This is a genomic window from Streptomyces sp. NPDC026589, assembly GCF_040638385.1.
In the GTDB taxonomy this organism is placed as follows: Bacteria; Actinomycetota; Actinomycetes; order Streptomycetales; family Streptomycetaceae; genus Streptomyces.
The window spans coordinates 25435-38033 of record NZ_JBEZYG010000024.1; the positions used below are offsets into that span (position 1 = coordinate 25435).

9 protein-coding genes are annotated in these 12599 nt (G+C 71.1%); 3 read left to right on the forward strand and 6 right to left on the reverse strand.

Annotated elements, in window-relative coordinates:
• The first annotated feature begins 121 nt into the window (after positions 1-121).
• Positions 122-3604, forward strand: coding sequence for a hypothetical protein (locus AB0F29_RS32175; RefSeq protein ID WP_361879565.1), 3483 nt, complete (start codon positions 122-124; stop codon positions 3602-3604).
• A gap of 230 nt (positions 3605-3834) precedes the next feature.
• On the opposite strand, the gene AB0F29_RS32180 is transcribed toward AB0F29_RS32175, so the two are convergent.
• The gene (locus AB0F29_RS32180) at positions 3835-4536 is read right to left on the reverse strand and encodes an HAD family hydrolase (protein ID WP_361879810.1); all 702 of its coding nucleotides are present in this window, start codon (positions 4534-4536) and stop codon (positions 3835-3837) included.
• 195 nt (positions 4537-4731) lie between these two features.
• Here AB0F29_RS32180 and AB0F29_RS32185 point away from each other — a divergent pair, with 195 nt between their 5' ends.
• Positions 4732-7314, forward strand: coding sequence for a bifunctional FO biosynthesis protein CofGH (locus AB0F29_RS32185; RefSeq protein ID WP_361879568.1), 2583 nt, complete (start codon positions 4732-4734; stop codon positions 7312-7314).
• Positions 7315-7847: 533 nt separating this feature from the next.
• Here AB0F29_RS32185 and AB0F29_RS32190 read toward each other — a convergent pair.
• Genes AB0F29_RS32190 through AB0F29_RS32205 form a run of 4 tightly spaced genes read right to left on the reverse strand, consistent with a single transcriptional unit; the run spans position 7848 to position 10416 of the window.
• Positions 7848-8399 (reverse strand): hypothetical protein, encoded by a 552-nt coding sequence (locus AB0F29_RS32190; RefSeq protein ID WP_361879571.1) that lies wholly within the window; start codon positions 8397-8399, stop codon positions 7848-7850.
• The gene (locus AB0F29_RS32195; RefSeq protein WP_361879574.1) at positions 8399-9358 is read right to left on the reverse strand and encodes a hypothetical protein; all 960 of its coding nucleotides are present in this window, start codon (positions 9356-9358) and stop codon (positions 8399-8401) included. The genes AB0F29_RS32190 and AB0F29_RS32195 overlap by 1 nt, the downstream gene beginning before the upstream one ends.
• On the reverse strand, positions 9321-9920 hold the full coding sequence (locus tag AB0F29_RS32200) for a hypothetical protein (RefSeq protein ID WP_361879577.1): 600 nt from the start codon (positions 9918-9920) through the stop codon (positions 9321-9323). The genes AB0F29_RS32195 and AB0F29_RS32200 overlap by 38 nt, the downstream gene beginning before the upstream one ends.
• 46 nt (positions 9921-9966) lie before the next feature.
• The gene (locus tag AB0F29_RS32205) at positions 9967-10416 is read right to left on the reverse strand and encodes a hypothetical protein (RefSeq protein WP_361879580.1); all 450 of its coding nucleotides are present in this window, start codon (positions 10414-10416) and stop codon (positions 9967-9969) included.
• A 227-nt stretch (positions 10417-10643) separates the two neighbouring features.
• Between AB0F29_RS32205 and AB0F29_RS32210 the strand changes: the two genes are divergently transcribed.
• Positions 10644-11531 carry an NPP1 family protein gene (locus tag AB0F29_RS32210; protein ID WP_361879583.1) on the forward strand — a complete coding sequence of 296 codons (888 nt, stop codon included), beginning with the start codon at positions 10644-10646 and terminating at the stop codon, positions 11529-11531.
• Positions 11532-11579: 48 nt separating this feature from the next.
• Here the strand turns inward: AB0F29_RS32210 and AB0F29_RS32215 are convergent, their stop codons facing one another.
• A complete protein-coding gene (locus AB0F29_RS32215) occupies positions 11580-12569 on the reverse strand; it encodes a helix-turn-helix domain-containing protein (RefSeq protein ID WP_361879586.1) in 990 nt (329 codons plus the stop codon).
• Positions 12570-12599 lie beyond the last annotated feature (30 nt).

The following is a 12599-nucleotide window of genomic DNA, read 5'->3' on the forward strand; positions in this document are numbered from 1 at the left end:
GATCATCATGTGCCCGCCCCTTCACGGGGCGGGCACATTTCGCTGTGTTCAGAGGCCCGCCGAACGAGCTGTCCGCGGAGACCCGGAGCACATCCTTCACCGCTCCGGGGGGAACGGACCCATGCCACCACGTCTGTGTACGGCCGCGAGATCCGCGGCATACACCGCACTTCTGCTCACGCTCACCGTTCTGGTCACGCTGCTGGCCCCGGTGGGGGCGGCGCGGGCGAGCACCGCCACCGCCACGCCCGCCGCCCCGGCCGCCGCCGCCGAGGACTGCCCGTCCTTCGCGCTCTCCGCGTACGGCGAGGCCGCGCCCGAGGGGAACACGCTCACCCTCCCCGCCGAGGGGACCGCCTGCTTCACGTTCACCGTCGAGAAGCCGGGCCTGCACCGTCTCCTGGAGTCGGGCACCGGAAACGTGTACACCACGGTCTACGACGGTGAGGAGCGGGTCGACTGCCACGACCCGGAGTGGGGCGAGGGCTGGTGCCGTCTTGAGCGCACCGGCACGTACACGCTGCGGCTGGTCAACGACTGGGCGGACGCCAGCAAGGTCACCTTCGGCCTGGTCCCGATCGGCACGGACGAGGGCTGCGCCGCCCCGATCCCGACCGGTTGGGACAGCCCGCCCCTCGTGGCCCTGGCGGCCGGCCCGACGGCCGTGCAGTGCGTGCGGATCGAGGCGAAGCCGGGGGAGCGGCTCACCAACAGGATCACCACCACGAAGTACGGTCAGGGCCTCTCCTGGATCACCGACGAGACCGGTGCCCGTATCTGCCCGCACTTCAACGAGGACGACAGCGAGGGCTGCGTCCTCCCGGGCGACGGCCCCTACCGCGTCCTGTCCCACGTCAGGGAGGCGGAGGGCGGCTTCCCGGCCGAGTACACGCTGAAGGTCCGCCGCATCTCCGACCCGGCCGGCTGCGCCCGGGTCCCGGTCAACGCCTACAACTCCGCGCCCACCAGCGTGACTCCGGCCGCCGGCTGCAAGACGTTCACCGCGTCCCACGCCGGCCCCCACGAGGTCTACGCGGTCGACACCTCCCGTACCAAGCTCACGGTCTACGACCGCGCCGGCAAGACCGTCTGCACCACCTGGGACGGGTGCGATCTTCCGTCGGCCGGTGACTACACGGTCTACACCGACCAGGCCACCCTCATCCTCGACCGCGCGTCGGACGCCGGCTGCGTACCCGCGGGCATGGGCGTGCTCCGGTCCGATTTCGCCTCGGCGGGGGAGATCGACTGCGTCTCCCTGGACCTTCCCACCGGGGCCCGGGTGGCCGTGCTGAAGTCCCTCGGCGGGCCGGGCCCGCACCCCGATACGACGGTGTACGACGCCGGCGGCGCGTACCAGTGCGAGGGGTCCGCCCTCACGTCCGGGACCTGCGAACTGGACGGCAGGGCGCCCTTCCGGCTGCACGTCTCCACCGACGACGAAGCCCCGGCGACCGGCGCCTACGCCTTGGCGCTGCACCGCACCGACGTCGCCTCCGGCTGCCCGGCCTTCCCGGCCGGCGACTTCACCGCACAGAGCCCCGCCGCCCGGATCACCACCGGCGACGGAGTCTTCTCGCAGTGCCTGAGCATCCCCGCCGACGCGCACAGCGGGCGGGAGAACCTCCAGCTGCAGGCCGCGCCGGGGCAGACGCTGACCGCCGAGTTCACGGTGCTGGACGAGAAGGGCGTCCAGGCCTGCTCGGTCTACCCCTCGACCAGCACCTGGACCACCTGCGAGCTGAAGCCCGGCGCCGCGTACACCGTGCTGTTCACGGGCCGGGACAGCAAGACCACCTACACGCTGACCCGCAGGGACGTCACCGCCACCGCGAAGGGCTGCACGGCCAACCCGGCGGTCCGGGCCGGCGGACCCTCCTCGGGCGGCGCGATGGGGGCACCCGGTGAGCTGCGCTGCCGCCGGATCACGACCACCGACGCCGAGGACACCGTGCACGTCGATGTGCGCGACGCCCTGGGCTCCGCGAACGTGGTGGTGTACGGCGCGAACGGCGAGGCCCTGTGCAACCGGAACCAGGCGTGCGCGGTCACCGGTTCCACCAGCTACCAGGTCATGGTCACCGTGCGCGCCGGACTGAAGGCCGCGCCCGACTACCGGTTCGACGCCGTGCGCATCGCCACCGCGGCCGGCCCCGCCGAGGGATGCGTCGCGGTGCCCAACGTCAGTTACGGGTACGGCCCCGTCACCGGCACCCTCGACGAGGCGCACAGCACCTTCTGCGCGGCGCTGCCGACCGCCTACCGCGACCGCTTCGACATGAAGATCAGCGACACCGACGGCGCCGAGGCGACAGCGGTCCCCTCGCTGTACGACGCCAGCCTCAACAACGGCTGCATGAAGTACATCCCCACCGGCTACAAGTGCGCCGTCGACGAGCCCTACTCCAAGGACCCCGCCCCGAGCACCCTGGTCCTGTCGCTGCCGGAGACCGCCGCGAAGACCTCGTACTCGGCGGAGGCCGTCTGCTCCGGCATCCGCTGCGGCGCGGAGACGGTCACCATCGGGACGGTCGCCCCGACCACCGGCGCGGCCGGCGGCAAGGCGACGGTGACGCTCACGGGGACGGCGCTGCACAAGGACGACGTCGTCCGACTCGCCCTCGGCGGCAAGGTGGTGGAGTCGACGACCACCGCCGTCTCCGCCGACCGCAGGACGCTCACGGCGGTCCTCGACCTGACCGGCGCCGCGACCGGCGTCTGGAGCGTCTCCGTCATCACGCACAACGGCGTCGAGCACCCGCGGGGTTCGTTCACCGTCACGCCCGCGCGGCTCGCCTCCACTCAGCCCCCGGTGATCACCGGGGCGGCCAAGGTCGGCGCGACGCTGAGCGCGACCACCGGTTCCTGGACGGTGCCGCCGTCCTCGTACGCGTACCAGTGGAAGGCGGACGGTGCGGCGGTCTCCGGCGCGACGGCCGCCACGTACGCCGTGCCCGCGACGCTGCTCGGCAAGAAGATCACCGTCACCGTCACCGCCCGCCGCACCGGCCACCCGGACGCCCAGGGGACCTCGGCGGCCGTCACGGTCGCCAGGGGCGACGCCCCGAAGGCCACGGTCGCGCCGGTCGTCTCCGGCACCGCCAAGGTCGGTGCGACGGTCGGGGTCGGCCGCGGCGCCTGGACGCCGAAGCCCTCCGCGTGGGCCTACGAGTGGAAGGCGGACGGCGTGGCGATCTCCGGCGCGACGGCCACCACGTACGCGGTGCCGGCGTCGCTGCTCGGCAAGAAGATCACCGTCACCGTCACCGCCCGGCTGACGGGGCACGCCGACGGCAGTGCGACGAGCGCGGCGGTCACGGTCGCCAGGGGCGACGCCCCGAAGGCGACGATCGCGCCGGTGATCTCCGGCACGGTGAAGGTGGGTTCCACGCTCACCGTCGGCCGGGGCGCGTGGGCGCCGAAGCCCTCCGCGTGGGCCTACCAGTGGTACGCCAACGGCACGGCCATCTCCGGGGCCACCGCCGCCACACTGCCGCTCAAGGCGGCCCAGCGGGGCCGGACGATCACGGTGAAGGTCACCGCGCACCTCACCGGCCACGCCAGTGGGTCGGCGGTCAGCAAGGCGACGAAGGCCGTCGTCTAGGCGTACGGACCTCGTCTAGGCGTACTGACCTCCAGCGGCCTCCCACCGGGCTCCCGGTGGGAGGCCGCTGTCGTTCCCCGGCCGGCCACCGCGTGCACGTCGGCCCCGGGCCCGATCGGCGAGGGGCCTTTCGGGCCACCGCGCGCACGCCGGCCCCCGGGCCGATCGGCGAGGCGCCTTCGGGCCACCGCGCTCGCGCGGCCCCCGGGCCCGATCGGGGCGGCGCCCCTCTAACGCACCGCCCGCAGCGTCCTCGGCCGCTCCGCCCGCGGCTCCTCGTCCCCGGCCGGGTCCGTCGGGAGCGCCAGGCCCACCAGCTCCGTCAGCGCGTCGACGCGGAAGTCCGCCGTCTCCACCACGTCGGGGTGCTCCGCCCACCAGTGCCCGTACGGCCCCCGCCGCAGGTGCGCCGTCCGCAACCCCGCCGCAGCGGCCGGGAACAGGTCCTCCGCCGGGTGGTCGCCCACGTACAGCGTCGCCTCCGGGGCCGCGCCCGCCACCTCGGCCACCCGCGCGAAGAACTCCGGGTCCGGCTTCCGGGCGCCCCACTCGTCCGAGGTGACCACCAGGTCGACGGGCAGGTCCAGGCCCCGCAGCAGCTCCCCGGCCCGGACCGTGCCGTTCCCCGCCACCACGACCCGGATACCCGCGGCCCGCAGCTCGCCCAGCGCGGGCCGGACGTCCTGGTAGAGGTCCGACTCGTCGAGGTGCTCTCCGCGCCCGGCGGCGGCCCGCGCGCGGTAGGCCTCCTCGACGTCCATGCCGGGCCGCAGGACGCACAGCGCGTCCGTGGCCTCGCGGCCCTGGGCGACGGCCGCGCCCACCAGCGCACTGAGCGTGTGCGGTGGTACGCCGAGCCAGTTGGCCCAGGACGCCCAGTGCCGGTCGTCGCGTACGAGGGTTTCGCCGATGTCGAGGACGATCGTTTCCATCACCGTTCCGACACTAAGCGTGAGGGCACCGTCGGCGGGGTCTCATCCGGGTGAGTCGGCCCGCACGAGTGACCATGTGCACGACCGCGGGCATGACCACGAGCACCCCACAGGCGCGTAGCGATCGGCGATTCCGCGACAAACGACCCCAGAGGCCCTGGTCCGGTGCGCGCACCTCGCTCGTATGCTCGGTTCATGACCGATGCTCAGAGCGGACGCCCCACCTCCAACGCCATGCGGCGCGCACTCAAACGCGCCCGTGACGGTGTCGCCCTCGATGTCGCCGAGGCCGCCGTCCTGCTCCAGGCGCGCGGCGACGATCTGACGGACCTCGCGGCGTCCGCCGCCCGCGTCCGTGACGCGGGCCTGGAGGCGGCGGGCCGGGCGGGCGTGATCACGTACTCGCGCAAGGTCTTCATCCCGCTCACCCGCCTCTGCCGTGACAAGTGCCACTACTGCACCTTCGTCACCGTCCCCGGCAAGCTCCGCCGGGCCGGCCACGGCATGTTCCTGTCGCCCGACGAGGTGCTGGCCATCGCCCGCGAGGGTGCGGCGATGGGCTGCAAGGAGGCGCTGTTCACCCTGGGGGACCGCCCCGAGGACCGGTGGCCCGAGGCGCGGGAGTGGCTGGAGGCGGAGGGGTACGACGACACGCTCGCGTACGTACGGGCGATGGCGATCCGGGTCCTGGAGGAGACGGGCCTGCTGCCCCACCTCAACCCGGGCGTGCTGACCTGGACCGACCTCCAGCGCCTCAAGCCCGTGGCCCCCTCGATGGGGATGATGCTGGAGACGACGGCGACCCGCCTGTGGTCCGAGCCGGGCGGCCCGCACCACGGCTCCCCGGACAAGGAACCGGCCGTACGGCTCCGCGTACTCGAAGACGCGGGGCGCTCCAACGTCCCCTTCACCACCGGCGTCCTGATCGGGATCGGCGAGTCCTACGAGGAGCGCGCCGACTCCCTCTTCGCGCTGCGGAAGACGGCCCGCGCCTACCACGGCATCCAGGAAGTCATCGTGCAGAACTTCCGCGCCAAGCCGGACACGGCGATGCGCGGGATGCCCGACGCGGAGCTGGAGGAGCTGGCGGCCGCCATCGCGGTGGCCCGGCACATCCTCGGCCCGTCGGCCCGGATCCAGGCCCCGCCGAACCTGGTGGACGCCGAGTACGCGCTCCTCATCGGCGCGGGCATCGACGACTGGGGCGGGGTCTCACCGCTCACCCCCGACCACGTGAACCCCGAGCGCCCCTGGCCGCACATCGACGAACTGGCCGCGAAGACGGCGGAATCCGGCTTCACGCTCCGCGAACGCCTCACCATCTACCCCGAGTTCATCCAGCGCGGCGAGCCCTGGCTCGACCCCCGCCTCCTCCCGCACGTCCGCGCCCTGGCCGACCCGGAGACGGGCCTGGCCCGCGAGGACGCGAACCCGGTCGGCCTCCCGTGGCAGGAGCCGGACGAGGGGTTCACCTCCTCCGGCCGCACCGACCTCCACACCACCATCGACACCGAGGGCCGTACCGGCGACCGCCGCGACGACTTCGACGAGGTGTACGGGGACTGGGAGGCGCTCCGGGAGGCGGCGGCCCCCGGCATGGTCCCGTCCCGCATCGACGCCGACGTACGCCAGGCGCTGAGCCAGGCGGCCGACGACCCGACGAAGCTCACCGACGACCAGGCGCTCGCCCTGCTCCACGCGGACGGTCCGGCGCTGGACGAGCTGTGCCGGATCGCGGACGCGCTGCGCAAGGACGTGGTCGGCGACGAGGTCACGTACATCGTCACGCGGAACATCAACTTCACCAACGTCTGCTACACCGGCTGCCGCTTCTGCGCCTTCGCCCAGCGCCGCACGGACGCCGACGCCTACACACTCTCCCTGGACCAGGTCGCGGACCGGGCGGCGCAGGCGTGGGACGTGGGCGCGGTCGAGGTCTGCATGCAGGGCGGCATCCACCCGGACCTGCCCGGGACGGCGTACTTCGACATCGCGCGCGCGGTGAAGGAACGCGTGCCCGGCATGCACGTGCACGCGTTCTCGCCCATGGAGGTCGTCAACGGGGCCACCCGCACCGGCCTGTCGATCCGCGACTGGCTGACCGCCGCCAAGGAGGCCGGGCTCGACTCGATCCCCGGCACGGCGGCGGAGATCCTGGACGACGAGGTCCGCTGGGTCCTGACGAAGGGCAAACTGCCCACGGCCACCTGGCTGGAGGTCATCAAGACCGCCCACGAGGTGGGCCTGCGCTCGTCCTCGACGATGATGTACGGGCACGTCGACCAGCCCCGCCACTGGCTCGGCCACTTCCGTACCCTTGCTCGACTCCAGCAGGAGACCGGCGGCCTGACGGAGTTCGTGACGCTCCCCTTCATCCACACGAACGCCCCGGTCTACCTGGCCGGCATCGCCCGCCCGGGCCCGACGGACCGCGACAACAGGGCCGTCACCGCCATGGCGAGGCTCCTGCTCCACCCGCACATCACCAACATCCAGACGAGCTGGGTGAAGCTCGGCACGGAGGGCGCGGCGGAGATGCTCCGCTCGGGCGCGAACGACCTGGGCGGCACGCTGATGGAGGAGACCATCTCCCGGATGGCCGGGTCGAGTTACGGCTCGTACCGCTCGATCCAGGGCCTGGAGGCCATCGCGGAACTCGCGGGCCGCCCGTCCCGCCCCCGTACGACCCTGTACGGGGAGGTCCCGGCCGAACGCGTCGCGGCGGCCACCGCCTCGGACGGGCATCTGCCGGAGCTGCTGCCGGTGCTGCCGAGCTGAGGGCGGGCGGAGGGCGGTGCGGAGGCCGGTACGGGGCGGGGAGTGAGCCCGCCCCGTTGTCCCGTAGCTTCTCGCCGCCGGGCAGGAGTTCCGCGAGCCGGCCCTTGTCCACGTCCCGTCCGCAGGCCTTGCTCGGGACGGTGTACTCCTGTGCTTCGCCGCACGCCGCGACGCCTGCCAGGAGGAGGGCGGCGAGGGTCAGGTGAACGGCGGTGGTCCGCGTCTTTCCGTTCATCATGATCCCCCGTGGGTTTTGCGCACGGTGTGGTTGTGCCCGCCCGGTCGCGGGCGATACGTCCGCTGTCGGCGGGTGCCGGGTTACCCAGCCGCCGCATGCCGTCGGCGCTTACCTCGAACGGCTTGACGAACGGTTCGCCGACGTCGCCCCTCAGCCCCACCCGCTCCTCCCCGCCCACCTCGAACTCGCAGCGCGGTTGCTCGGGTTCGGAGAAGGTGTCCACAGAGCGCTGCTTCGCATGCGCCCCTCACTACGTCCTGCGGGCCTCCGACACAGCTTCTGCCGCCCCGGGCCTCTACGGGCGGCAGCCCTCCGCTTCCATGATGACGGGCAAGTGGGCTCGCAGGAGCTTTTCGAGGGCCTTTCGGCGTTCAGCTGTGTCCTTCGGGTGGTCCACCCCATCGATTTCCAGGATGTACTGGCTCTTCTCTCCGTTGTACGTGCACTTCTGTACGGCCATCGCTCCGTGGTCCGCGATGGTGGCACCGTCACCGATGCCCTCGGCCGGTGCCGGGCTGCCCAGCCGCCGCATACTCCGCTCCGTGGCCTTCAGAGGGTCGAAGTCGGCCTTGTCGATGTTGCCTCGTACGTAGAGGTGGAGATCGCCGTCCACGTACACCTGGCAGCGCGGTTGCTCCGGAGCGGAGATACCGTCGTCGACCTTCAGTGTGTCGCCTGCCGGGAGAAACGGGGCGACGAGGGCGGAGTCCACCTTCCTCCCGCACAGCTCCGGGACTTCGAACGTCTTCTGGGAGCTACACCCCACAGCCCCGGCCGCGACCGCGACCACCGCAAGCAGCGCGGCCCCGCGTGCGGGCATTGTGAGGTCCTTCTGCGTGGTTCGCATCATCCTCCCCCCTCCAAGCCCTTGACCCGGCTGTTCGCATCGTAGGCGGAACCGTTGATCTCGCCGGTGATGACGAAGCGGCTGCTGCCGTGGTCCGGCTTGGCCTCTATCCACGCGTCAGCGAGCGCTTGCAACTGCCGCTCTCTGCCGGCGAAGGTCTTTTCGTTGTCCTGCTGTTGGATGGCGTCGATCCGCTCCTGTTCCTGCTGTTGCCACTCGTAGGTCACCGCGTCGACGCCGCGCTGCGCGATGTCACCGACCCCCGGAACGAAGTTCACGATGCTGCCGAACCCGTGGTACATCCACTTCGCGTCCCATGAAGGGTCGTCCCTATCGGTCACCAGGGCCTGGTAGCGGGCCTGTTCCAGGAAGCCGACGGTGCCGCCCGCTCGCTGCAGGGTCTCCTTCGGGTCATCGGCGTTGTTCTCGCGGATGTCCCTGTAGATTTCCTGGTTCAGGCCCTCATTGAGCATTCCGTACGCGTTCTGGTCGCGGGAAACCTGCTTGGAGACTTCCAGCAACTGGTTCCTGTCCAGCAGTTTCGGGTCCTTGGGATCGTCCGCCAGCGCGCTGGCTGAGTGGTGAACCGTGTCGCCGTGGTTCGTCAGCACGATCGCCATGTCGTCCCGCATCTCGGCGGGGAAGTCGTCGCCCCGCTCCGCGAGGTACTTCAGCGAGCTGTCGAGCACCTGCCGGTGCTGACCGGTGTGCTCGGGGGGCCGCGCGGAGCTGTCGTTCGGGTCGACCCCGGTCGCCGCCGCGACGAGGGCGTCGCCGGTCGCTTCGTAGATCGCCTTCGGGCCCTTGTAGTCGTCCACCGACCCCCCGACCCCCATGGAGTCGGGCACGACGTCGTTCATGGGCAGGCGGTCCTTCAGCAAGTACTGTGCGTTGTCCTGGGGTTCGGTCGCGCTGAAGAAGTCAGTCGCCGCGTCGGGGTTGTGGGCCAGGGCCTTCATGAACTTCCCCGGTGTGCTCCTTCTCGTACTTGACGAGCGCGTTGCCGTAGTCGTTGAGGAACTCGCGCTCGTACTTCCCGTGGCGCATGAGGTTGCTCATGGCCTGGAAGCCGTGGACGCGGGTCTGGCTCCCGCCCTGGCCGCTGCCGACGTTCTCGCCGCCGAGCGCGACCACCCGGTCCTTCCAGGACTCCATGCCCTCGCTGTTGGAGTGCGACGCGGTGGCGAGCTTCTTGGCCGCACGGCTCACCGCGTCGGCCAAGTCGCTCTTGTGTTTCGTCAGTTTGCTGTGCGCGCCGCTCAGAATCGTGTGCACGCTCCGGGCGACGGTGACGACGTCGTCGAACTCCCGCGCCGTGACCGTGACGAAGTCCTTGGTCACGGCCGCGTTCTGCCCCTTCCAGTCGGCCGCTTTGGCCTTGCTGTCCAGGTCCGCCGCGCTGACCTCGCCATTGCCGCCGTCCGCGACCTTGACCAGCTTGCCGACCATCGCCTGCCAATCCGCGACCGCTTCCTGAAGCTTTCCCAGCCGCAGGTCGTTGAGGTCCTGGAAGGTGACCATGATGTGTGCCCCCGTTGTCCGACGTGCTCGTTACATGTAGTAGCCGCTACTTGTAGTAGTCGTTGATGCGCGACACGGACAGCTCGTCCCCGCCGATGGTGCGCAGGTCCGTCGCGATCTTGACCGAGTCCTTCGCGTGCTCGGCGCGGGAGTAGTCGAGATGGTTGGAGATGTGCGCGCACGCCTCCTTGAGCGTTCCCGCCTTCGTGTTCCAGGCGTCATGGAGTTCGGTGAGGGCCGAGCCCATGTCCAACCCGTCGTTGAACAGCTGGATGGACGCGTCGAAGGTGTTCTGCCGGGCGTGGTCGGACGCGGTGGAGAAGTGCTGCCGCAGGCTGTAGGCCGCGTTGCCGAGCGCGCCGAGCACGTTGTCGTGCACGACCAGGTCTCCGTCACCGCCGCCACCACCACTGCGCTCGGGGGCGACCTGGTTCAGCCGCATGGCCGCGTCCTGCTGCGCCCTTGCCTTCGCCTGCTCCCACTCGTCCCAAGCCATAGGTCCTCCGGGAAGCCGTACGTCGATTCTTCTTCTGCCCTGAGGCTGCCTGTTCCCCCACGTTATCTTCGCTTCCTGATCGTTTGCTGGGTGGGCGGCGGCTGAGTGTCGGCGGGCAGGTGGGAGGCGGTCTTTCGTTTCTTTCTGTCATGACCAGGGCAAGTTTTGCGGGAGTCGACCCCTGTCGCCACGTGCTGATGAGTCAGACGAGTCAGGAGCGAGAAATCATGCGAACTCCGCCGATGCCCGCAACGCCCGCCGGGAACCGCAGCGCCGACCCCCCGGGTGCGAGCATTCCGCTTCCCGTCCGCAACGTCTTCGCCGCCGGTACCGGTACAGCCCGCGAGCGCACCGCCCGCACCGCCGCCGTCCTCGCCGCCGCAGGCCTCCTCGTGCTGGGCGCCGCCTCCACGGCCCACGCCGACCCACCGGGGAACCTCCCCCAGAACGCGGGCAGTTACGAGCAGACGTTCTCGCCCGCCTTCGACTACGACGGCGACGGCTGCTACGCCACCCCTGCCATCGGCCCGGACGGCACCCTCGCGCCCGGTCTGAGGACGACCGGAGCGATCAACGGCAGCTGCCGGGACCGCTCGGACCTGGACAACTCCCAGACGTACGCCCGCTCGAAGTGCAACAACGGCTGGTGCGGCATCGTCTACGCGAGCTACTTCGAAAAGGACCAGGCTGTCCACGGCAGCGGACTCGGCGGGCACCGACACGACTTCGAGCATGTGATCTCCTGGGTCAACCAGGGTTCCGGCCAGGTGGATTACGTCTCGACCACGCAGCACAGCACGGTGAAGACCTATCCGCGCTCGCAGGTCCGGTTCGACGGTTCGCACCCCAAGGCCGTCTACCACAAGGACGGTCCGAGCACGCACTTCTTCCGCCTCGCCAACGGCAACGACGAGCCGCCCGAGAACCACTACGGCAACTGGCGCTACCACCCGGTCGTCGACTGGAACGGCTTCCCCAGCGCTGAGTTGCGCGACAGGCTCATGAACGCCGACTTCGGATCCGCGACCATCAAGGTCACCGACAGGGACGACCGCTTCCGTAATCTGCTCAACAACTCCAAGCCCGCCGGCATCCCCTTCGACCCCTGGGCCTGAAGCCGGCCCGGCCCCCCGGGTCCCGGCCCGGGCGGGCCCGGCCGTCCGTCACGCCGGGGGAAAGGCGCGGCGGTAGTCGCTCGGCGACACCCCGATCTGTTTGACGAAGTGGTGGCGGAGGTTGTTCGCGGTGCCGAGGCCGCTCAGCTCCCCGATCCTGGCGATCGGCAGGTCCGTCGACTCCAGCAGGCTCTGGGCTCGTCGCAGCCGCTGCTGGAGCAGCCACTGCAACGGGGTCACCCCGGTGGTCGCCTGGAGCCGCCGGTAGAGGGTGCGCGGGCTCATCGCGGCCCGCTGGGCCAGATCCTCCACCGTCAGCGGCTGGTCGAGGTGCGCCCGGGCCCAGTCCAGCACGGGCGCCAGGCCCCGGTCGTCGGTGGCGGGCATGGGCTGGTCGATGAACTGCGCCTGGCCGCCGGGACGGTGGGCCGGCACCACCATCCGGCGGGCCAGCTGGTTGGCCACGTGCGCGCCGAGGTCGCGGCGTACGAGGTGGAGGCAGAGGTCGAGTCCGGCGGTCAGCCCGGCGCTGGTGAGGACGTCGCCGTCGTCCACGTACAGGACCGAGTCGTCGACCCGCACCTTCGGGTAGCGGTCGGCCAGTTGAGCCGTGTGCATCCAATGGGCGGTGGCGCGCCGGCCGTCGAGGATGCCCGCCTCGGCGAGGGCGAAGGCGCCCGTGCACAGGGAGACCATGCGGGCGCCGGCGTCATGGGCGAGGCGGAGAGCCGTGATCAGCGCCGGGTCCAGCGGCCGGCCCTCGTCGACACAGGGGTCGGGCACCGAGGGCACGATGACCGTGTCCGCGCCGGCGAGGTCGGCGAGACCGTAACCGGTGTGCAGGGAGAGTCCGGCGCCGGTCGCGGAGGCGTCCGCGCCGGGCTCCCGCGTGGAGCACAGCCGCAGGTCGTACCAGGGGTCCGCCAGGTCGGGCTGCGGCTTCCCGAACACCGTGCAGGGGATGCTCAGTTCATACAGGTCCCAGGAGGGAAGGTGGATTTCCTCGGTCACGACCACGGCGACAGAACCAGCGCTCATGCGGTGCAGCGTATGGCAGGAATTTGGTGG

Excerpts from the sequence above, each read along its gene's own strand:
- AB0F29_RS32175 (WP_361879565.1), top strand. The coding sequence starts at position 122 with ATGCCACCACGTCTGTGTACGGCCGCGAGATCCGCGGCATACACCGCA.
- AB0F29_RS32180 (WP_361879810.1), bottom strand. The coding sequence starts at position 4,536 with ATGGAAACGATCGTCCTCGACATCGGCGAAACCCTCGTACGCGACGAC.
- AB0F29_RS32185 (WP_361879568.1), top strand. The coding sequence starts at position 4,732 with ATGACCGATGCTCAGAGCGGACGCCCCACCTCCAACGCCATGCGGCGC.
- AB0F29_RS32190 (WP_361879571.1), bottom strand. The coding sequence starts at position 8,399 with ATGCGAACCACGCAGAAGGACCTCACAATGCCCGCACGCGGGGCCGCG.
- AB0F29_RS32195 (WP_361879574.1), bottom strand. The coding sequence starts at position 9,358 with ATGAAGGCCCTGGCCCACAACCCCGACGCGGCGACTGACTTCTTCAGC.
- AB0F29_RS32200 (WP_361879577.1), bottom strand. The coding sequence starts at position 9,920 with ATGGTCACCTTCCAGGACCTCAACGACCTGCGGCTGGGAAAGCTTCAG.
- AB0F29_RS32205 (WP_361879580.1), bottom strand. The coding sequence starts at position 10,416 with ATGGCTTGGGACGAGTGGGAGCAGGCGAAGGCAAGGGCGCAGCAGGAC.
- AB0F29_RS32210 (WP_361879583.1), top strand. The coding sequence starts at position 10,644 with ATGCGAACTCCGCCGATGCCCGCAACGCCCGCCGGGAACCGCAGCGCC.
- AB0F29_RS32215 (WP_361879586.1), bottom strand. The coding sequence starts at position 12,569 with ATGAGCGCTGGTTCTGTCGCCGTGGTCGTGACCGAGGAAATCCACCTT.